The 20,720-nt window shown below is 40.3% G+C and carries 24 protein-coding genes; 13 read left to right on the top strand and 11 right to left on the bottom strand.

The features are described 5' to 3' along the window. Positions 1-114: 114 nt before the first annotated feature. The 5 genes from QZ620_RS08460 to QZ620_RS08440 are packed head-to-tail and all read left to right on the top strand — an operon-like array spanning position 115 to position 3,146. Positions 115-615 carry a GNAT family N-acetyltransferase gene (locus tag QZ620_RS08460; RefSeq protein WP_295180716.1) on the top strand — a complete coding sequence of 167 codons (501 nt, stop codon included), beginning with the start codon at positions 115-117 and terminating at the stop codon, positions 613-615. Positions 616-641: 26 nt separating this feature from the next. After that, on the top strand, positions 642-1,982 hold the full coding sequence (locus QZ620_RS08455; protein WP_295180714.1) for an MATE family efflux transporter: 1,341 nt from the start codon (positions 642-644) through the stop codon (positions 1,980-1,982). Positions 1,983-2,038: 56 nt separating this feature from the next. After that, positions 2,039-2,806 carry an enoyl-CoA hydratase/isomerase family protein gene (locus QZ620_RS08450; RefSeq protein WP_295180712.1) on the top strand — a complete coding sequence of 256 codons (768 nt, stop codon included), beginning with the start codon at positions 2,039-2,041 and terminating at the stop codon, positions 2,804-2,806. Further along, entirely contained in the window at positions 2,807-2,992 is a 186-nt protein-coding gene (locus tag QZ620_RS08445; RefSeq protein WP_295180710.1) for a hypothetical protein, read from the top strand. It begins immediately after the preceding gene. Then, positions 2,967-3,146, top strand: a complete 180-nt coding sequence (locus QZ620_RS08440) for a hypothetical protein (protein WP_141876305.1) — start codon at positions 2,967-2,969, stop codon at positions 3,144-3,146. Before QZ620_RS08445 ends, QZ620_RS08440 begins: the two co-directional genes overlap by 26 nt. A 110-nt stretch (positions 3,147-3,256) precedes the next feature. On the opposite strand, the gene QZ620_RS08435 is transcribed toward QZ620_RS08440, so the two are convergent. After that, on the bottom strand, positions 3,257-3,910 hold the full coding sequence (locus QZ620_RS08435) for a 2OG-Fe(II) oxygenase (RefSeq protein WP_295180706.1): 654 nt from the start codon (positions 3,908-3,910) through the stop codon (positions 3,257-3,259). 99 nt (positions 3,911-4,009) lie between these two features. Between QZ620_RS08435 and QZ620_RS08430 the strand changes: the two genes are divergently transcribed. Then, entirely contained in the window at positions 4,010-4,462 is a 453-nt protein-coding gene (locus QZ620_RS08430) for a 6-carboxytetrahydropterin synthase (RefSeq protein WP_295180704.1), read from the top strand. Between the two features lie 86 nt (positions 4,463-4,548). On the opposite strand, the gene QZ620_RS08425 is transcribed toward QZ620_RS08430, so the two are convergent. After that, entirely contained in the window at positions 4,549-4,920 is a 372-nt protein-coding gene (locus QZ620_RS08425; RefSeq protein ID WP_295180702.1) for a hypothetical protein, read from the bottom strand. A gap of 136 nt (positions 4,921-5,056) precedes the next feature. Here QZ620_RS08425 and QZ620_RS08420 point away from each other — a divergent pair, with 136 nt between their 5' ends. Continuing rightward, positions 5,057-5,815 carry a UDP-2,3-diacylglucosamine diphosphatase gene (locus QZ620_RS08420; protein WP_295180701.1) on the top strand — a complete coding sequence of 253 codons (759 nt, stop codon included), beginning with the start codon at positions 5,057-5,059 and terminating at the stop codon, positions 5,813-5,815. Here the strand turns inward: QZ620_RS08420 and recJ are convergent. Genes recJ through QZ620_RS08400 form a run of 4 tightly spaced genes read right to left on the bottom strand, consistent with a single transcriptional unit; the run spans position 5,812 to position 9,604 of the window. After that, positions 5,812-7,512: a single-stranded-DNA-specific exonuclease RecJ gene (gene recJ, locus QZ620_RS08415; protein WP_295180700.1), complete on the bottom strand. Its 1,701-nt coding sequence runs from the start codon at positions 7,510-7,512 to the stop codon at positions 5,812-5,814. The two genes, QZ620_RS08420 and recJ, sit on opposite strands and share 4 nt — an antisense overlap. A gap of 54 nt (positions 7,513-7,566) precedes the next feature. Further along, positions 7,567-8,136: a uracil-DNA glycosylase family protein gene (locus tag QZ620_RS08410; protein ID WP_295180698.1), complete on the bottom strand. Its 570-nt coding sequence runs from the start codon at positions 8,134-8,136 to the stop codon at positions 7,567-7,569. A gap of 1 nt (position 8,137) precedes the next feature. Next, complete coding sequence (gene rsmI, locus QZ620_RS08405; protein ID WP_295180696.1) at positions 8,138-8,809, bottom strand: 16S rRNA (cytidine(1402)-2'-O)-methyltransferase; 672 nt, start codon at positions 8,807-8,809, stop codon at positions 8,138-8,140. Between the two features lie 6 nt (positions 8,810-8,815). Continuing rightward, positions 8,816-9,604: a hypothetical protein gene (locus tag QZ620_RS08400; RefSeq protein ID WP_295180694.1), complete on the bottom strand. Its 789-nt coding sequence runs from the start codon at positions 9,602-9,604 to the stop codon at positions 8,816-8,818. Between the two features lie 189 nt (positions 9,605-9,793). On the opposite strand from QZ620_RS08400, the gene QZ620_RS08395 reads away from it, so the two are divergent. The 5 genes from QZ620_RS08395 to QZ620_RS08375 all read left to right on the top strand — a co-directional run bounded on the left by QZ620_RS08395 (position 9,794) and on the right by QZ620_RS08375 (position 15,444). After that, entirely contained in the window at positions 9,794-10,438 is a 645-nt protein-coding gene (locus QZ620_RS08395) for a thymidine kinase (protein WP_295180693.1), read from the top strand. Continuing rightward, positions 10,431-11,540: an alanine racemase gene (gene alr / locus QZ620_RS08390; protein WP_295180692.1), complete on the top strand. Its 1,110-nt coding sequence runs from the start codon at positions 10,431-10,433 to the stop codon at positions 11,538-11,540. Before QZ620_RS08395 ends, alr begins: the two co-directional genes overlap by 8 nt. 60 nt (positions 11,541-11,600) lie before the next feature. Further along, a complete protein-coding gene (mscL, locus tag QZ620_RS08385; protein ID WP_295180690.1) occupies positions 11,601-12,023 on the top strand; it encodes a large conductance mechanosensitive channel protein MscL in 423 nt (140 codons plus the stop codon). Positions 12,024-12,207: 184 nt separating this feature from the next. Next, positions 12,208-13,197, top strand: coding sequence for an aspartate-semialdehyde dehydrogenase (locus tag QZ620_RS08380; protein WP_295180688.1), 990 nt, complete (start codon positions 12,208-12,210; stop codon positions 13,195-13,197). A 90-nt stretch (positions 13,198-13,287) separates the two neighbouring features. Beyond that, positions 13,288-15,444 (top strand): prolyl oligopeptidase family serine peptidase, encoded by a 2,157-nt coding sequence (locus QZ620_RS08375; protein WP_295180686.1) that lies wholly within the window; start codon positions 13,288-13,290, stop codon positions 15,442-15,444. A 78-nt stretch (positions 15,445-15,522) separates the two neighbouring features. Here QZ620_RS08375 and QZ620_RS08370 read toward each other — a convergent pair whose 3' ends face one another. Beyond that, entirely contained in the window at positions 15,523-16,119 is a 597-nt protein-coding gene (locus QZ620_RS08370; protein WP_295180684.1) for an HAD family hydrolase, read from the bottom strand. Positions 16,120-16,223: 104 nt separating this feature from the next. On the opposite strand from QZ620_RS08370, the gene QZ620_RS08365 reads away from it, so the two are divergent. Next, entirely contained in the window at positions 16,224-17,189 is a 966-nt protein-coding gene (locus QZ620_RS08365) for an ABC transporter ATP-binding protein (RefSeq protein WP_295180682.1), read from the top strand. Here QZ620_RS08365 and QZ620_RS08360 read toward each other — a convergent pair. The 4 genes from QZ620_RS08360 to accC all read right to left on the bottom strand — a co-directional run. Continuing rightward, on the bottom strand, positions 17,182-17,634 hold the full coding sequence (locus QZ620_RS08360) for a transcription elongation factor (RefSeq protein ID WP_295180680.1): 453 nt from the start codon (positions 17,632-17,634) through the stop codon (positions 17,182-17,184). The genes QZ620_RS08365 and QZ620_RS08360 overlap by 8 nt on opposite strands. After that, positions 17,635-18,306 (bottom strand): monofunctional biosynthetic peptidoglycan transglycosylase, encoded by a 672-nt coding sequence (gene mtgA / locus QZ620_RS08355; protein ID WP_295180678.1) that lies wholly within the window; start codon positions 18,304-18,306, stop codon positions 17,635-17,637. Beyond that, entirely contained in the window at positions 18,303-19,424 is a 1,122-nt protein-coding gene (locus QZ620_RS08350; protein ID WP_295180676.1) for an FAD-dependent oxidoreductase, read from the bottom strand. The genes mtgA and QZ620_RS08350 overlap by 4 nt, the downstream gene beginning before the upstream one ends. Positions 19,425-19,497: 73 nt before the next feature. Further along, positions 19,498-20,720 (bottom strand): acetyl-CoA carboxylase biotin carboxylase subunit (gene accC / locus QZ620_RS08345; protein ID WP_295180674.1); only part of this gene is annotated, 1,223 nt, incomplete at its 5' end.

The raw sequence follows: 20,720 nt of genomic DNA, 5'->3' as shown, positions 1-20,720 counted from the left end.
CGATGACCTTTTGGCTGCCAGCCAAACGCTCTAGCCAGCTGAGCTAATCCCCCATAGCGGAGCAAATGTAATGATTTTTCATAAATATGAAAATGTTTATTTTATTAGTACCAAATGATCAAAAGAGCTAAAAATAGCGACCTCCGGGAGATCAAAAAACTAACTGAAGCCTGTGCCCAAGCGATGATCGAACAGGGAATCTATCAATGGAATGAATACTATCCTTCCATCGAAAAACTACAGGCCGATATTGAAAAACAGGAACTATTCAAGTTAGTTTCAAATGATGAAATTCTAGGCATCATTGTCCTGACTCCAGTGAAGGACGAGGAGTATGAATCTATCAATTGGTTGAGCAAAACAGAGAATAACCTTTATGTTCACAGGCTGGCTACACATCCTGAACATTGGGGTTCTGGATTAGGACAACAGTTAATGAACTTTGCCGAAAACCTTGCCAGAAAAGAGAATTATGAGTCGGTAAGACTTGATACCTTCAGTTTAAATAAGCGGAATCATAAATTTTACGAAGCCCGAAGATACCAGCGATTGGGTAGTATTTATTTTCCGAAGCAAAGCGAAGCTCCTTTTTATTGTTACGAGTTGCTTTTGTAATATAAAGGCTTCTATATTTGCTAAATATGGTCTCAAAACCGGAAAATTCTGTAAGTTTTGGTAATATTAATAAGATCGCGATCCCGGCGATCATAGCAGGGATCGCAGAACCTTTAATTTCACTAACCGATATTGCAATTATTGGAAATGTAGAAGAAAACTCCATAGAAGCACTGGCCGCAGCAGGAATTGTAGGTTCCTTTCTTTCTGCTATCATCTGGATCGTAGCGCAAACCAAAACTGCCATTTCAGCAACCGTATCTCAGCATCTGGGAGCAAATCGGTTACATGCTGTCAAGACTCTAATTCCCCAAACCATTCTTTTTAATTTTCTGTTTAGCCTGGTAATTTATGCTACCACGGCGATCTTTGCTGAAGCAATCTTCAGCGCGTATAATGCGGATGGTCTTATTCTACAATATTCTGAAAGTTACTATAAAATCAGGGCACTTGGATATCCACTAACACTGGTAACCTTCGCGATCTTTGGCGTTTTTCGAGGTTTACAGAACACCTTCTGGGCAATGAAATGCAGTCTAACCGGAGCGGTGGTAAATATAGTTCTGGACTATATTCTGGTTTATGGAATTGATGGCCTTGTACCGGCTATGCATCTTGAGGGTGCTGCGTATGCCAGTCTTGCTGCGCAGGCGACTATGCTTATCATGGCTCTCTGGTTTTATTTCAGGAAAACACCATTTCATTTGAAGTTGAGTCTAAAGATCAATCCGCAGATGAAACCTTTATTGCTTATGGCAGCAAACCTGTTCATAAGAACTGCTGCTCTTAATTTTGCGATCTATCTGGCCAACGCTTATGCGACAGATTATGGTAAGAACTATATCGCAGCCCAGAGCATTCTTATGAACATCTGGCTGTTCTTCAGCTTTTTCATAGATGGATACGCCAATGCAGGAAACGCAATCGGCGGAAAATTACTGGGTGCCAGAGATTATAAAAATCTATGGGAACTGAGTAAGAAAATAAGCAAGTATGCGGTACTTATTGCACTTATTCTAATGGGAATTTGCTTCGCATTATATGACCAAATTGGCTTGCTATTCAATAAAGAAGCAAGTGTACTCGCATTATTCTCTTCAGTTTTCTGGATAGTTTTGATCATGCAGCCCGTAAATGCAATTGCTTTTATGTTCGACGGAATCTTTAAAGGACTGGGAGAAGCAAAATATTTGCGAAATGTCTTACTGGTCTCGACTTTCCTTGGCTTCACTCCTGCCCTTCTGCTTGCAGATCATTTCGGACTCAAACTTTATGCGATCTGGATCGCGTTCTTTGTATGGATGCTCATTCGAAGCAGTGCATTAGTGATATATTTCAGAAGAAAATATCTTCACAAAGAAGTCTAAAGACGATCAAGAGATATACTTAGAAGTCTTATTTTTGAGTAAAATCGTAATACATTATGAGTACCAACCGCGAGAACGGAAGTTTATTTACCAATATAGACCAGAAGATAGCAACCCTGGAATTTGGCCACTCAGCCAGCAATTCTTTTCCGTCGGTTCTTCTGAAAAGACTGGAAGATGAGATTCATAGCCTTTCCGAAAATAAGGATGTAGCCGTGATCATTCTAAAATCTGAAGGTGAAAAAGCTTTTTGTGCCGGTGCATCTTTTGATGAACTTATCAATATCTATAATCTTGAAGATGGCAAGAAATTCTTTTCAGGTTTTGCAGGAGTAATTAATGCTATGAGAGTATGTAAAAAACTAATTGTAGGAAGAATTCATGGTAAAACAGTTGGTGGTGGTGTTGGACTTGCCGCTGCCTGTGATTATGCATTCGCTACGGAAGCCGCTTCGATTAAGCTTTCAGAATTGAGTATAGGAATTGGTCCTTTTGTGATCGCTCCGGCGGTAGAAAGAAAAATGGGTACCGCTGCTCTGGCAGAACTCACTCTGGCTGCTCATGAGTGGAAGAATGCATATTGGGCTAAAGAAAAAGGTCTGTTCGCCCGTGTTTTTGAATCCGTTAAACACATGGATAAGGAAATATCACTATTCACTGAAAAGCTTGCTTCCTACAATCCTCAGGCACTTACTGAAATGAAACAGATCCTTTGGAAAGATACCGATCACTGGCCGCAACTGCTGGAAGAAAGAGCGGCTGTTTCTGGAGAACTGGTACTTTCAGATTTTACAAAAAATGCACTTTCAAAATTCAGAAAATAGATGAGTTCGATACAATCTATTAAACCGGAAAAAGATGAAGCTTACGAGATGGGTTACACGATAGGAACTTTCCTTGGTGAGAACATCTATCTTTTAATTGCCCTGATTATTGGATTGATCGCAGTAATATTCATGTGGAAATACATTAAAAACACACCCGATGCAGGAACACCTCCCGAAAGATAAAGATCCAAACGAATCCCAGGAATGGGGCTGGACGTTTCAGGAATTTATCACAGAAAACCTGTGGTATCTACTGGCAATACTATTTTTAATAGTCATATTCGTTTACGCACGTTACCGCTGGAGAGTTCGTAACAATCGAAAATACAAGAACTAATGGAGCAGGATACTTGGGAGTTTCTGAGTTTTTTAAGCGGAATGGGCTTCTGGATCCTTCTCGCCATCATTCTTATTGTAGTCGTGCTTTACAAAAAGTTTAAAAAGTAATTACCTCGTTTTCAACCAGCCCGTAATGCTCAGCCTTGGAACTCTGACGGTTTTAACTTCATGTTCCAGCTCCTGACTTTCAAAAATCACCATTCTCCCGGGCAAAGGATAGATCTTCAATTCCTCCTCCTGTCCATTCTTAGTCGTATAAATACTCAGTTCTCCGCCATTTTCCGGAGTCCAGTCTTCATTATTCAGATAACAAACCATGGATAATTTACGTCGCCCGTCATTTTTAAAGGTATCTAGATGCCGCTTGTAGAAAGTTCCTTCAGGATAAAGCGCATAATGAAATTCTTTATGAAGTATCCCCATAAAACAAGTACGATTCAGGTATTGCACCAGATCATTGACCTTTTGAAAAAATATGGATTCAGCAGGTTCAGCTGTAGCTTCATTCATCCATAGAATAAAATCTCCTCGAACAGATTTTTCAATAAGCTCATTGGTTCTATTCCCAATTGCAGCTTTCTTAAAAGAATCTTCCTTATGTTTGGCTATAAGTGTAGACCTAAGCAGGTCTACCTCAGCAGGATTGAAGAAAGTATCAACGATGCTATATTTTTGCTGCGCTATGTCATCAATGATTGTCTCGTAAAGCTCATTGAGCTCGAAATCTACCTGTTCAAATAATTCCTTTTCTTTAAGGATCATGTGCGAAAAATTTCCCAAATGTAAATTTTAATTCAATTCGTTGGTGTTAAAAATTTCGCCTTAAAAATTCCAATTATCTTTGCATAAAATAACTGCGTAATGAGCAAGATTCGAATCACCAAACAATTTACTTTTGAAACCGGTCACGCCCTGTATGGTTACGATGGCAAATGCCGTAACGTACATGGACATTCTTATAAACTTGGCGTCACAGTTATTGGCGAACCTATTACAGACCGCGAACACGTAAAATTGGGGATGGTGATCGATTTTGGAGATCTTAAAAAGATCGTGAGATCTGAGATTGTAGACCAGTTTGATCATGCGACCGTATTTAACAAAAATACACCGCACTTAGAGTTGGCAAAAGAGTTGAAATCACGTGGTCACCATGTCATTCTCGTCGATTACCAGCCAACCAGTGAGAATATGGTGATCGATTTTGCAGCCAAAATTTCCAGACATTTACCTGAGCATATTAAGCTTCACTCTTTGAAATTACAGGAAACTGAAACTTCATTTGCAGAGTGGTATGCCAGTGATAATAGTTAGGGCGCACCCCTTCGGGTCGGGCTATACGCTACAAGTCCCGTGAAAAACGGGAGCTTTTCGCTGCTATCCCTTGCGCATATACTGAATTATGCCTTTTTCAATTCTCCAATCTGCAAAGCTTGATCGTAGTTGGCACTTACAGATTTCTTTAGACCAAGGATCTTAGCGCCATCTACCCGCTGTAGTGTTACGATGTTTTCACCTTCCTTGTTCTGCGAAATTTTCACCACCTCAACCAGGGTGTTTTGAACCGACTTATAATTCGCCACTCCACCTTTCTTCACGACGAAGTTTAGCTTTGGCATATTCACAGCTGTATACGTGGTATTTTCCGGGGACTGTATTAGAAGACGATCACCAATTTCCGGATTAGTGTCAATATTTGTGGCATTTACCTGATAACTCACTAAACCACAAATCATTAAAAAAGCGATTGAAAATAGTTTCGTAAATTTCATATTAGCAATATTTATGGATTTATTCTCTAAAATAATAATTTCTGAGCTTCTGGCGATGCGTTTTTAGAATGCTTTAAGTCTTACTTTAAAAATGAAGTTTCAGTAGAATTTCTATATTCGCTGTAAGTTGTAAAACATGAAAGTTTCCCCGGGAAAAAAAATATATTTCGCCAGTGATAATCATCTTGGCGCACCTACTCAGGAAGAAAGCAGGCCGCGCGAAGCCAGGTTTGTGAAATGGCTTGATGAGATTAAAGAAGATGCAGAGGCAATTTTCCTTCTGGGAGACCTCTTCGATTTCTGGTTTGAATACAAACACGTAGTTCCTAAAGGCTTTGTTCGAACTTTTGGTAAACTTGCTGAAATTAGAGATTCAGGGATTCCTATTTATTTTTTTGTAGGAAATCATGATTTATGGATGCAGGATTATTTTCAGAAGGAATTAAATATTCCAGTCTATCATAAACCTAAGGAGTTCGAATTTTCTGGCAAGAAATTCCTCGTTGGTCATGGAGATGGCTTAGGACCCGGAGATCATGGCTATAAAAGAATGAAAAAGGTATTTACCAACCCACTTTCCAAATGGTTTTACCGCTGGCTTCATCCTGATCTTGGAGTTCCCTTAGCACAGTATTTTTCAGTAAAGAATAAAGCGATCTCAGGAGAAGAAGACATGAAGTTTCTAGGTGAAGAAAAAGAATGGCTTATACAATACTGCAAGCGTAAACTGGAGCAAAAGGACTATGATTACTTTCTTTTTGGTCACAGGCATTTACCTATGGAGATCGATCTGGACGGCAAAGCAACCTACATCAATACCGGCGATTGGATCAATCATTACACCTTTGCGCAATTCGACGGAAAGGATCTTAAGCTTGAAAAGCTCGTTTTCTAAATACTTTCTCGTATATCCTTCAGTCTAAGCTGAATCGTGGTATTACCATTCCAGGTATTTTCATCGAGACTAAAAACAGCGTCAAACTTCTTTCCCTGTTCTATCAAATTCAGTTTTTCACCAAGGTTAAAGCCAATCACATCAAATTTTACGTTTGAGCCTTCCTGTTTTACCTGGCATTTCAGGTGAGTTTTATCTGCGCCCACACATTTTCCGAAGCCAGTATCGGTTAAGTTCCGCGTGAGGAAAACCGGCGACATATTTCCTGGCCCAAAGGGAGCGAATTGCTTCAGGATTCGGTAGAATTTTGGCGTAATATCTTTAAGGTCCAACTCGGCATCTATGGCAATTTCAGGAGTAAGAAGCTGCCTGTCGATCGTTTCGGAGACGACCTCCTCAAATTTTCTTTTAAAATTATCATACTCTGCTTCGAGCAGGGTCAATCCCGCTGCGTACTTATGACCTCCAAATTGCTCAATATGTTCACTACATTTTTCCAGAGCTTCGTAGACATCAAAACCTTTTACAGATCGCGCAGAGGCGGCAAGACGTTCCCCGCTCTTTGTAAAAACGAGCGTTGGGCGATACCAGGTTTCGGTTAACCTAGAAGCTACGATCCCAATCACACCTTTGTGCCACTGTTCATCATAGACTACGGTGGTTAGTCGGTTTTCTTCCTGACGATACAGGATTTGCTGTTTCGCTTCTTCTGTAATACTTTTATCGGTACTTCGCCGATCGGTGTTATAGGTCTCAATTTCTTCCGCATAAGTTGCAGAGATAGCTTCATCTTCTTCAGTCAGCAGATTTACCGCATGCAAACCATGTTTCATTCTGCCCGCAGCATTAATCCTTGGAGCTACGATAAAAACAACATCTGTAATACTTACATTTTTACGTTCGCCAAGCAAACTTTGAATCCCTTTTCGGGGTGCAACATTGATCACATGCAAACCATGATAAGCGAGAATCCTGTTTTCGCCAGTGATGGGAACAATATCTGCTCCAATGGCCGTAGCTACCAGATCGAGGTAGGGAAGTAAAGTTTCTTCAGGTTCATTATTCTTAAGAGTGATCGCCTGGATTAATTTAAAACCAACACCGCAGCCGCATAGTTCGTCATAAGGATAATTGCAATCGCTCCTTTTTGGGTCAAGTACCGCAGCCGCATCTGGAATTTCATTGCCTGGGCGGTGATGATCACAAATCACGAAATCAATTCCTTTTTTCTTTGCATAAGCTACTTTATCAATCGCTTTGATTCCGCAGTCTAAGGCAATAATGAGACTCACGTCATTATCTTCAGCATAATCGATTCCCTGGTAGGATACACCATAACCTTCAGCATACCTGTCTGGAATATATGTGGTTACATTGGGATATCTGAATTTCAGAAATGAAGACATTAGCGCGACACTGGTAGTTCCATCTACATCATAATCTCCATAGACCATGATATTCTCTCCAGCTTCCATCGCCTGTTCTATCCTGACCACCGCCTTGTCCATATCCTTCATCAGGAAGGGATCATGTAAACCATCTAATTGTGGCCTGAAAAATTTCTTTGCTTCTTCAAAGGTGGTAATTCCCCGCTGAACCAGTAATTTCGAAACTGCCAGTCCGGTTCCAAGCTTTTCGGCAAGAGCCTGTGTTGTGATAGGATCGGGTTTTGGCTTCAGGGTCCAGCGCGTCTTCATAGTCGTTCAAATTTCAGCCGAAAGTAATAAAATTCTACTTCTAATCTAAGCGGCTTATTCCCCTATTATTGAGCTGATCTTTTGCTGAAGTGAGGGAACTATAGCCGACTCGAATTCCGGATTTTTCATTCTCCAGAATCGGTTTACCGGGGAAGGATGCGGCAACGGCCAGTACTCTGGAAGGTATTGCTCATACTCATGAACTTTAGCCGTAAGATTATTGTATTTTCCGAGGTAATAATTGGAAGCATATGCTCCAATAAGGATCTTCAGCTTCACATTTTTTAAATACTGAAGAACCTCTTCATGCCATAATGGAGCACATTCTTTCCTGGGCGGTAGATCGCCGGTCTTTGCTTTCCCGGGATAGCAGAAACCCATGGGCAGAATAGCGAAATTGTCGTGATCGTAAAAAGTCTCATCATCAACTCCCAGCCATTCCCTTAACTTTTTACCACTTTGATCCTTCCAGGCTACACCAGATTCGTGCACCACTCTTCCTGGCGCCTGGCTAATAAGAATAATCTTAGAATTTGATGTTGCTTCAATAATAGGTCTTGGCCCAAGTGGTAAATGTTCTTTACAAACCTTGCAGTCTCGTATGGTGGATAATAAGTCTTCCAAATCAGGCTTTTCCTGCAATTATTATTACCAACTCTCCCTTTGGCGGATTTGCGTTATAATGTGCCTGAACTTCAGGAATACTTCCACGAACGGTTTCTTCATGCATTTTAGTGATCTCACGGGAGACAGAAACACGACGATCGTCGCCAAAATATTCCTGAAAATGGCCTAATGTTTTAAGTAGTTTGTGTGGTGATTCGTAAAAAATCATCGTGCGGCTTTCTTCAGCCAGTATTTTGAGTCTCGTTTGTCTTCCTTTTTTCACCGGAAGAAAACCTTCAAATACGAATTTATCGTTTGGAAGTCCGCTATTAACCAGTGCCGGAACAAAGGCCGTGGCTCCCGGAAGGCAATCTACTTCGATTCCCGCTTCCACACAGGCTCGGGTTAATAAGAACCCAGGATCTGAGATCGCAGGAGTTCCGGCATCACTAATAAGTGCGATGGTCTCGCCAGCTTTAATTCGGGAAACAATATGATCTACTGTTTTATGCTCATTATGCATGTGGTGACTCTGCATGGGAGTTTGAACTTCCAGGTGCTTTAGTAGTTTACCACTATTTCGGGTATCTTCAGCCAGAATAAGATCAACTTCCTTAAGAATACGAATCGCTCTCAAAGTAATATCCTCGAGATTCCCAATTGGCGTGGGAACCAGGTACAGTTTACCCATAATAATTTATTTCCCGAACTTGTTTTCTATATGAGCTCTAAAACGCTCTTCGTATGCTTCCTTGCCCTGCCAGTTGTTATAATCTGGCTTTACAACCAGGTCTATGAATTTTGAAGCTTCTTCCAGGCTGGTAAAGGTATTTAACTGTGAAAGTACACGATTGTAATCTGCGGTATCTCCGCCAAAAAGATGTTTGATGTAAGCAAGACGCTCATTCAACCCGATATTGATGCCTTTTTTCAGTCGGTCATTAAGAGATCTTGGTTTATCGTTGGCTGGAACATGTTTTACCGGTTCAAAATCTGGCAAATTATCATAATCCACACCAATATTTCTAAAATCTTTCTTCTCTTCAACCTGTTGTGAATAGGGTGCCGAATTCGAAACTTCAGGCGCATCGTTGATATGATTCATAAAAAGATCTACAGACTGACTTTCAGGTGGCATTTGCGCTACAATATCCTTGATTTTTTCAGTATTAGGTTCTGTGATCGCGTCTGAATCTTCATTGAATTCAGTTCCATCCGGATAAAATTCATCATATGCAGATAATTGTGCTGGAGGCTCAGGCAGATCTTTCACTTTAGGTTTCGGAGTAGCCACTTCTTCCCGTTTTGTAACTTCTTTTTGCTGCGGAACTTCTTCGGAAAGATGTTTTTCAGTAAAAGCCAGAACAGTCAGTTTTTCATATAGATGCAAAGCATGTTCCTTGAGCTCCATCGTAGTAAAATGCCCTTTATTCCGAAGGATTTTTTCAGCGATTTCCGCCAGTTCTGCTTCAATTTTCTTTTTCATCACTTTAATTTTATATGTTTTCTACCGGTCAGAAGAAATTCTTATTTTATAGTTTTCAGGCAGACAAATCAGGTTACTACTCATTTCATAACTTTCATGATTCGCTCTTTCTCCGGGTTGTATTTTTAATAAATTTGTTCCACCTTTATACGAAAGAGGTATTTCCCGTTTCGATTTGAAAAATACAAAATGTTTCTCGAAAATACAGTAAATCACGAAGAGCAATTTGGCTGGATTGAGGTTATCTGTGGGTCAATGTTTTCCGGAAAAACGGAAGAATTGATACGCCGACTCAAACGCGCAAAATTTGCAAAACAGAATGTTGAGATCTTCAAACCTGCCATTGATATTAGGTATGACGAGGAAATGGTCGTATCTCATGATTCCAATGAAATAAGATCTACTCCTGTACCTTCCGCTTCCAATATCCGTTTGCTTGCAGATGGTTGTGATGTAGTAGGAATCGACGAGGCACAATTCTTTGATGATGAGATCGTGACGGTTTGTAATGATCTCGCCAACCAGGGAATTCGAGTGATCGTAGCCGGACTGGACATGGACTTTAAAGGAAATCCTTTTGGGCCTATGCCCAATTTAATGGCTACTGCAGAGTACGTTACGAAAGTGCATGCTGTTTGTACCAGAACGGGAAATCTTGCTCAGTTCAGCTATCGTAAAGCTATCAATGACGACCTGGTTTTTCTGGGTGAAAATGAAGAATATGAACCATTGAGTCGGGCTGCTTACTACAAGGCTATGCTGCGGGAGCGAGTGAAGAAGCTTGATGTTAATGCCGAAGAATTGAATGCTAAAAAGACCGAAGAAAATGCCTGAAGCCAAAGAGACCGTTCTTGAGATTGATCTTGGAGCACTGGCACATAATTACAGATATTTAAGAGCAAAGATCGATGAAGGAGTGAAGTTCCTGTCTGTAGTGAAAGCTTTTGCTTATGGAAACGATTCAGTCATCATTGCCAGAAAACTGGAAGAACTTGGCACCGATTATTTTGCCGTTGCCTATGTGGAAGAAGGAATCCATCTTCGTAAAAATGGGATCACCAAACCTATTTTAGTGTTGCATCCACAATTCACACATTTCGAAGATATTATCGAGCATTGTCTCGAACCTAATTTATACAGCGAAAAAATATTACGCTCTTTTGTAGAGACTGCTGAAGCTAAAAATCAAAAAAATTACCCTGTTCATATCAAGCTGAATACCGGCTTGAACAGACTTGGTTTTGATCATCCAGAAATTGGAACCATCAAAGAAATCATTAGTAGTACTTCCAGCCTGAAGATCGCTTCTGTTTTTTCCCATCTCGCTGCAAGTGAAGACTGGAAAGAACGTGATTTCACGGTGGGACAGATCGACCTTTTCAGGAAAATGACCTGGGAATTAATTGCCGACCTGGACTATGAACCAATACTCCATATTTGCAATACTTCTGGCGTGATCAATTACCCGAAATCTGCTTTTAGTATGGTGCGTAGCGGGATAGGCTTATATGGTTATGGAAATGATAAAAATATCGATCCTGAACTAAGACCGGTTTCTACATTAAAAACAATCATTTCGCAGATAAGGAGTCTTGATAAAGGGGATACCGTTGGTTACAATCGTGCTTTTAAAGTAGAAAAACCTACACGTATCGCTACACTTCCTCTTGGACATGCAGATGGGATCAACCGGATCTATGGAAAAGGCAAGGCTGGAGTGATCATAAACGGAAAATACGCGCCAATTGCCGGCAATGTATGCATGGATATCATCATGGTAGATGTTACGGGTATATCCTGTGAAGAAGGCGATGAAGTGATCGTTTTTGGAGGACCTCAGCACCCGGTAAAGTTTGCTGAAGCCGGAGGCACTATTTCTTATGAATTGATCACCGGTATTCAAAGAAGAGTGACACGCCTGGTAATCCCGGAATAAATAATTGGGAAGACTTCTCAAAATTTATTTAAATTTGAAATCAACTAACAACTATATTCTATGAGCTTTTTTTCAGATTTTAAAGCATTCCTTCTGAAGAAGGATATTGTAGCACTAGCAACCGCTGTGGTAATTGGCGCTGCATTCAACAAAGTGATTTCATCTGTAGTGGCAGATATTTTCATGCCTATCATTGGTTTGATTACCGGTGGTGTGGATCTTACCCAAAAATTCATTGCGCTGGATGGAGTGAAGTATGAGAGCCTGGAAGCCGCTCAGGAAGCTGAAGCCGCAATTCTTACCTATGGAAATGTGATACAGGCGGTTATCTATTTCATCATTGTTGGTCTGTTCATTTTCCTTTTTTTAAGAGCTTATGAAAAAACTAAAAAGAAGGAAGAAACTGCAGCTCCCGCCGGACCAACAAAAGAAGAGGTTTTACTTACTGAGATTCGTGACGAACTAAGAAAGAACAATATTTAAGACGTACGCTAACCGCTACATTACTCATTCTTAAACTAAACCCCTGGCAAAAACCAGGGGTCTTTTTTTAACAATAATCCAAAATTGGTTCAATTTTTTAAAATTCCAGAAATTTTTAATAGGGAAGCAGTCAGAATAATTTCCAAGCAATAACTTTGCAATTCACTTTTAAAGTAAGCAAATTATGAAAGTAGCTGTAGTTGGAGCAACCGGGATGGTAGGAAGCGTAATGCTTAAAGTACTGGAAGAACGTAATTTTCCACTTACCGAACTTATTCCTGTAGCTTCTGAAAGATCTGTAGGTAAGAAATTGACCTATAATGGTAAGGATTTTGAAGTAGTAAGTCTTGAAACCGCAGTTTCCATGAAACCGGAAGTAGCCATATTTTCAGCGGGTGGAGACACTTCATTGGAATGGGCTCCAAAATTTGCTTCCGCAGGAACTACAGTGATCGATAATTCTTCAGCATGGAGAATGAATCCGAAAAACAAACTTATCATTCCCGAGATCAATGCTAACCTGCTTTCAAAAGAAGATAAGATCATTGCGAATCCTAATTGTTCTACAATACAGTTATTAATGGCTCTAAAACCATTGCATGATGCGTATACTATCAAGCGAGTGGTCGTTTCAACCTACCAGTCTATCACTGGAACTGGTGTGAAAGCTGTACAGCAGCTGGAGAACGAGTATGAGGGTAAGAAAGAAGAAATGGCTTATCCTTATCCAATTCATAAAAATGCGTTGCCACATTGCGATGTATTCCAGGAAAATGGATACACTAAAGAGGAGATGAAGTTAACGAACGAAACCAAGAAAATTCTCGGTGATGATTCCGTAAACGTTACGGCAACTGCGATTAGAATTCCGGTTGTTGGAGGACATTCAGAATCGGTGAATATCGAGTTTCATAAAGAATTTGAGGAAGCAGATGTTCGAAAGATCCTGAGTGATTTCCCAGGGATCACCGTACAGGACAACCCGGAACTGAATACTTATCCCATGCCTATTTATGCGGAAGGAAAAGATGATGTTTTTGTAGGTAGAATTAGAAGAGATCATTCCCAGCCAAATACATTAAATATGTGGATCGTTGCTGATAATCTCCGTAAAGGTGCCGCGACAAATGCGGTGCAGATTGCAGAATATTTACTGGAGCAGAAACTACTGTAATCCACAATTTTAAAATTTTACTTAAAAGCCTGAAACTCTACAAATTCAGGCTTTTTTATTCTTATTTTAGGTGTCTAAACTAAGAATTGTATGAAGAAAATCTATTCAGGCATTATTGGGCTGGGGTTAGTTGCCGGCTCACTAAGTGCACAAAGTCAAAACCAAAGCAAAGTGAACTATCCTGAGACCAAGAAAGTTGATACTTTAACCGATTATTTTGGAACCGAGGTAAAGGATCCATATCGCTGGCTGGAGGATGATCGTAGCGAGGAAACCGAGAACTGGGTAAAAAGACAGAACGAGGTGACTTTCGATTACCTTGAGAACATTCCGTACAGAAATAAACTTAAGGAACGTCTTACCAAGTTATGGGATTATGAAAAATTGAGCGCTCCTTTTACTGAAGGCGGAAAGATCTATTTCTTCAAAAACGACGGACTTCAGAATCAAAGTGTTCTGTATCGCCGTGAATCAGAAGAAGCGGAAGCAAAAGTATTTTTAGATCCGAATAAATTCAGTGATGATGGCACTACTTCTCTTGCGGGAATGAGCTTTTCCGAAGATGGAAAAAAGCTAGCCTATGCTATTTCTGAAGGTGGAAGTGACTGGAGAAAGATCATTGTCATGAATGCTGATGATAAAAAAATCCTAGGCGATACCATTAAAGATGTAAAGTTCAGCGGAATTTCCTGGAAAGGTAATGAAGGTTTTTACTACTCCAGCTATGACAAGCCTGATGGAAGTGAACTTTCAGCAAAGACAGATCAGCATAAATTATATTATCATAAACTGGGAACTCCGCAAAGTGACGACCAGATCATCTTCGGAAATTCTGAAGCACAAAAACGCCGTTATGTTGGAGGAAGTGTTACAGAAGATAATCGTTACCTGATCATTTCGGCACGTAATTCAACTTCTGGAGGGGAACTTTACATGATGGACCTTCAGAAGGAAAATCCGGAACTGGTAACAATTTTAGATAATCAGGATACCGATTCTTATGTGATCGAAAATGAAGGTAGCAAATTATTTATCGTGACCAATCTTGATGCTCCAAATAAGAAGATCGTAACCGTTGACGCAAGCGATCCAAGTCCGGAGAACTGGGAAGATTTTATCCCGGAAACTGAGCATGTATTGAGTCCTTCAACCGGTGGTGGTTATTTCTTTACAGAGTATATGGTAGATGCCATCTCAAAAGTAAAACAATACGATTATGACGGAAAACTTGTACGTGAAGTAGAACTTCCAGGTGTAGGTTCTGCCGGAGGTTTTGGAGCTAAAAAAGACAAAGATGTACTTTATTACAGCTTTACAAATTACGTGACTCCGGGTACTATTTATAAATATGATATTGAAAATGGTACTTCTGAAGTTTACAATAAACCAACCATAGATTTTGATCCGGAACAGTTTACCAGCGAACAGGTATTCTATGAATCAAAGGATGGTACGAAGATCCCAATGATCATTACCTACAAAAAAGGAACTCAGCTTAACGGAAAGAATCCAACGATCCTTTATGGTTATGGAGGATTTAATGTGAGCCTGACTCCAGGTTTTAGCACTGCGATGAGCGTATGGCTGGAACAAGGCGGTGTTTATGCTGTACCTAACCTTCGAGGTGGTGGTGAATATGGGAAAGCATGGCATGATGCAGGTACAAAGCTTAAAAAGCAAAATGTATTTGATGATTTCATTGCTGCTGCGGAATACCTGATCGACAATGATTATACTTCCAGCGATTATCTTGCTGTAAGAGGTGGTTCTAATGGCGGACTTCTGGTAGGAGCTACGATGACTCAGCGACCTGATCTTATGAAAGTGGCATTGCCTGCAGTTGGAGTAATGGACATGTTAAGATATCATACATTTACTGCCGGTGCAGGTTGGGCTTATGATTATGGTACTTCGGAAGATAATAAAGAAATGTTCCAGTATCTATATAACTATTCTCCAGTGCATAGTGTTGAGGCGGGTACCGAATATCCTGCGACGCTTGTAACTACTGGAGATCATGATGACCGTGTAGTGCCTGCGCATTCTTTTAAATATGCTGCAGAACTACAGGATAAGCAAGAAGGAACTAATCCTACGCTTATCAGGATCGAGACCAATGCCGGTCATGGTGCAGGAAAGCCAACCAGTAAGATCATTGAAGAATATGCAGATATCTTCGGTTTTACATTATATAATATGGGGTTTGAAGCACTTCCAAATGAACTGAAAGAGATTACTAAAGATTAGTAATATTATTAATCAATTGGATCACAAAAAAAGCGCGGCTCTTCAGCCGCGCTTTTTTTTATTGTATTTCAGGAAGCTTTAATTTACCTGTTTTAATTCCCCAGACTCTTCGTCCACCAGAAACCCTTTTTTAGCTTTATGCAGGATCTCTTCATCATCATCTGAATAAGCTTCCAGCAATTCATACTCTCCCAGCGCTTCGTCTAAACGTCTTATTTTCTCTTCATCGTTACAAGCCTTGCCATCAATAGAATAATTACCATTCTTATAGGTCGTTCTTGTTCCAAGTACCTGAACGGGAAGAATTTGTTCCAGATATTTCGTGTAGACTTCGAATCCGCCGGTAACCACAAACACCTTGATACCCTGCTCATCAAATTTCCTAATATCTTCCAGCATTTTATTTCTGAAGAATTCCGGGTATTCCAGGTTCCAGAATTGCTCTGCATACTTTTTCACCGTTTCCGGATCCAGATTTTTGAGGTAATCGTAGAAATTCTCTTTGAAATCAGTTTTGCTGACAAGCCGCATGTTTCCGAGCATTTTCAACCATCCAAGTTGGGCAAGTCTTATCAACTTATACCCATTTTTATAACATACGAATTTGAAAAATTCATCTTTGGAAGATTTTTGATATAAGGTCTTATTGAGATCGTAAACGACTATTTTTTGCATTCGATGATTCTATTCTAATTTATGTTCTTTAGCTTTAAAATAAGTTACGTAAATAGCCATATCCAGAAACTTATATTATGATAATTTCAACAAGAATTTAACCTATGCTTCAGCTTAAGAACGTCTCCTTCGCCTATGATACTGAGCCTGTATTGAAGAATATCCATATGAACATAAAACCGGCTGAGAACATCTCGATCATTGGTGAAAGTGGCTGTGGTAAAAGTACCTTGCTAAAACTCATCTATGGACTCCTACATACAGAAGGAAAGATCACCTGGAAAGACAAAGAGCTTTTGGGTCCCAATTTTAACCTGATTCCTGGAGAAGACTTTATTAAATATCTCGCCCAGGATTTTGATTTGATGTTACCACTAAGCGCTGCTGATAATGTGGGGAAATATCTTAGTAATTTTTATCCCGTCAACAAAAAACGCCGAATCAAAGAATTACTGGAGGTTGTAGAAATGACTGACCTTGCTGATAAAAAAGCGAAATTACTAAGTGGCGGGCAGCAGCAAAGAATCGCTTTGGCGCGTGCTCTCGCTAAAGAACCAGAAATCCTGTTGCTCGATGAACCCTTTAGCCATATTGATCACTTCAGAAAAAATAAGTTGAGAAGAAAGCTTTTTTCTTACCTGAAGGAGCAGAATATCACCTGTATCATTGCCACACACGACAGTACCGATGCACTGGCTTTTGCCGATAGAACCTTTGTTCTAAAAAACTCAAAGATCTATGCTCAGGGAACTCCGCGGGAATTATATGAACAACCGAAAAATCACTATGTCGCCAGCCTGTTTGGAGACGTAAACCATATTCCTGTCACATTACTGAAAACAGATCATAAAAAGAGTGACAAAGTTGTGGTATATCCTCATGAATTAAAGATCGCAGAATCTGGCATCGAAGCTACAGTAAGCAAATCATATTTTAAAGGAGAGGTTTTCCTGGTCGAAGTTTCAGCAGCAAATAGAACGATACTAATAGATCACCACGAAGAATTAATCGCCGGCATAAAGATTTATTTTAAAGTGAAAGATGGAGTGTTGGAAAGCCGAATTAAATAATCTTTTTAATTAGGACATTTTGCTGATTGAAAGTGTAGCTGTCATTCTCAGTTTTTCCAAGCATGGCGATGGCAACAGGAGCTTTGCTACCTATGGCATAGAATCTTGTATCCTGAACGATGATTTCCCCAGCTGGAATAGAAATAAAATAATTAGCATTTTCAGTAAAAATGATACTGCCTGCTTTTGCAATCCCAGAGTCAACCTGTACATTGATCTGCTTTAAAACAGACCGCATTTGCTCATACTGCTGTAGTTGGTTGCTAATTTTGTTCCATTCAATATTGATCATCTCTCTGCCAGTTTCAAACTTGTCACCGGCACTACTCTTGGATTCATTTTCCAGATCCTGTTTTAGTCCCTGCATCGCATATTGCAAAGCAGCTGTTTTTTGCTGAATAAAATGCTCACATTTTTCTAGCAACTCCTGTTTAAGCGTTTCCATTTAGTCTAAGCTGAGTTTACCAAGATTTTGCATTTGCCTTACGATCCAGTTTTTTCTATTGGTAATAAAAGAAGATGCGGGACTTGCACGATATACTCTTGGATTCGGTAAAACAGCGGCAATGGCCGCAGCTTCATACGCACCGAGCTTTACCGCGTCCTTACCAAACCAGTGCAATGACGCCGCTTGCGCTCCGTAAACTCCTTTACCCATTTCAATACTATTTAGGTAGACTTCCAGAATTCGTTCTTTACCCCAAATTATTTCGATCAGGAATGTAAAATATGCTTCCAGACCTTTCCGAAACCAGGTTCTTCCCGGGTACAGGAAAACATTTTTCGCAGTTTGTTGTGAGATTGTGCTGGCTCCACGAATCTTTCTTCCATTGCGATTATCTTCCATAGCTTCCTTGATCGCTTCAAAATCAAAGCCACTATGAGTAGGGAAATTCTGGTCTTCACTAGCGATAACCGCTTTTTGAAGATGGCCTGATATTTCATCTATTGCTACCCAGTCGTGCTGAATATCTTCCTCTGGATTTTCAAAGTAACGTATCACCATTAAAGGAGTTAAAGGAACTGGCACCCATTTATAGATCACTACGATAGCAATACTAAACAGGAACAGTCCAAGAAGTATCTTGATGATAAATCTGAAAAATTTTCTGATCATGAATTCAATGTTATTTCGGCCAGGTCTCTTCCAACCAGGCTACCAATTGCGATGCCCATTCCGCCAAGGCGAACTCCGCAGCTTACATTTCTGGAAAGTGCATTCACCATTGGTTGCCTTGAGGATCCAATCCCCATGATTCCGCTCCACTTTCTGTCTATTTCAAATTTGGTTTCAGGCAAGATACAGGTTTTTAATAAGTGCTCCAGTTTGTTCTGGACAAGCGGGGTTGTGCCCATGTGTTCGGTCTCTTCAGCTTCGAAATCCAGGTTACGACCACCTCCAATAAGCACTCGATCACCGATATTTCGAAAATAGTAATAACCTCTGTCCAGATGAAAAGTGCCTTTAAGGTTCATATTTTGGATAGGTTTGGTGATCAATACCTGTGCACGGGCAGGTTTTACATCTTCAAGTCCAAGGCTTGATGCAAACCCATTAGTGGCGATCAATAATTTTTTAACTGAAATTTGAAATTTATCTGATTCGATCCTGACGAAATGTTCTTCATCGAAAAACGAATTTACTTTGATACCGCTGAGCACCTGTATATTTTCACAAGATACTTTTTTCAATAGTGTTTGCATCATCTTACCGGTATCGATCTGTCCCTCAAATTGATTCACAATAAGTCTCGGCATGATATTACTAAAGCCAAAAGAATTGGAAGTTTCTCTAAAAACGGACTCTCCAAAAACAGGCTTCAGAATTTTATTAATTCGCGGAATAGCCTCCATACTGTGCTGGTACAATTCTTTATCTGCTCTGGTAAAAAGTTCGTATCCTCCGTTCTGCTGAAAATCGATCTGTGTGTCACCCAGATTTTTCCGAAGTAATGAGAGTCCGTTACGACGCTTTTCTACTAGCTCAACCACTTCATCTTCAGATAAAGTTTTAAGATCATCAAGGATTTCAGAAATACTTCCGAAGCAGGCAAAACCGGCGTTTTTGGTGCTAGCTCCTTCTGGAAGCAGCCCTTTCTCAAGAATAATAATTTTAGCCGAAGGTCTTGATCTTCGCAGGTGCAGAGCACAGTTTAGACCCGTGATACCACTGCCTACGATACAATAGTCGACACTATTGAACCAGGATTCATGTTCCCAGAAGGAAAGATTCATGTTCGTTTTCAGTTTCAGGTCAAATTACAAAAAGTTGCGCATAAAAAAACCCCGGAAGTTCCGGGGTTAGTTTTTATTCTTCCAGAGGTTTCATTTTAAAATCCTCCATGAATTTAGTAGTATAATTACCTTCAATATAATCTGGATGATCCATCAACTGGCGGTGGAATGGAATCGTGGTTTTCACACCCTCGATCACAAACTCGTCCAGTGCACGCTTCATTTTGTTGATTGCTTCCTCTCTTGTTTGAGCGGTAGTGATCAATTTCGCAATCATTGAATCATAATTTGGAGGAATCACATAGCCACTGTAAACGTGGGTATCGATACGAACTCCGTGTCCTCCCGGTGCGTGAAGATTAGTGATCTTCCCAGGTGATGGTCTAAAGTTATGATATGGATCTTCTGCATTGATTCTACACTCGATAGAATGCAACTGCGGAATATAATTCTTTCCTGAAATTGGCACTCCAGAAGCTACAAGGATCTGCTCACGAATAAGATCGTAATCGATCACCTGCTCTGTAATTGGATGCTCAACCTGGATACGCGTATTCATTTCCATAAAATAGAAATTTCTATGCTTATCAACAAGGAATTCGACAGTACCAGCACCCTCATATTTAATATATTCAGCAGCTTTTACTGCAGCATCACCCATTTTCTTACGGAGCGTATCTGTCATAAAAGGTGACGGAGTTTCTTCAGTAAGTTTCTGGTGACGTCTTTGTACAGAACAATCTCTTTCAGAAAGGTGACAGGCTTTCCCGCTGCTGTCTCCCACGATCTGGATCTCGATATGGCGTGGCTCTTCAATAAGCTTTTCCATATACATCCCATCATTTCCAAAAGATGCTGCTGCTTCTTTACGTGCAGATTCCCAGGCTGGTTCCAGCTCTTCTTCTTTCCAGATAGCTCGCATCCCTTTACCTCCACCACCGGCAGTCGCCTTCAGCATCACAGGGTATCCAACTTCCTTGGCCAGTTTTTGGCATTCTGTAAAATCCTTTATAATCCCTTCAGATCCAGGAACACAAGGAACACCAGCCGCTCTCATTGTAGCTTTGGCCGTTGCCTTATCTCCCATCTTACTGATCATCTCTGGTGAAGCTCCAATGAATTTAATATCATGCTCTTCACAAATCTTGGAAAATTTAGCATTTTCAGAAAGGAAACCGTATCCTGGGTGGATCGCATCAGCATTGGTAATCTCTGCTGCAGCAATGATATTCGAAATTTTAAGATAGGAAAGGTTACTTGGTGGTGGTCCAATACAAACCGCTTCATCTGCAAATC

The sequence above is a fragment of the uncultured Christiangramia sp. genome (assembly GCF_913046405.1).
GTDB classification, from domain to species: Bacteria; Bacteroidota; Bacteroidia; order Flavobacteriales; family Flavobacteriaceae; genus Christiangramia; species Christiangramia marina.
This window is presented reverse-complemented; position numbering and strand designations above follow the sequence as displayed.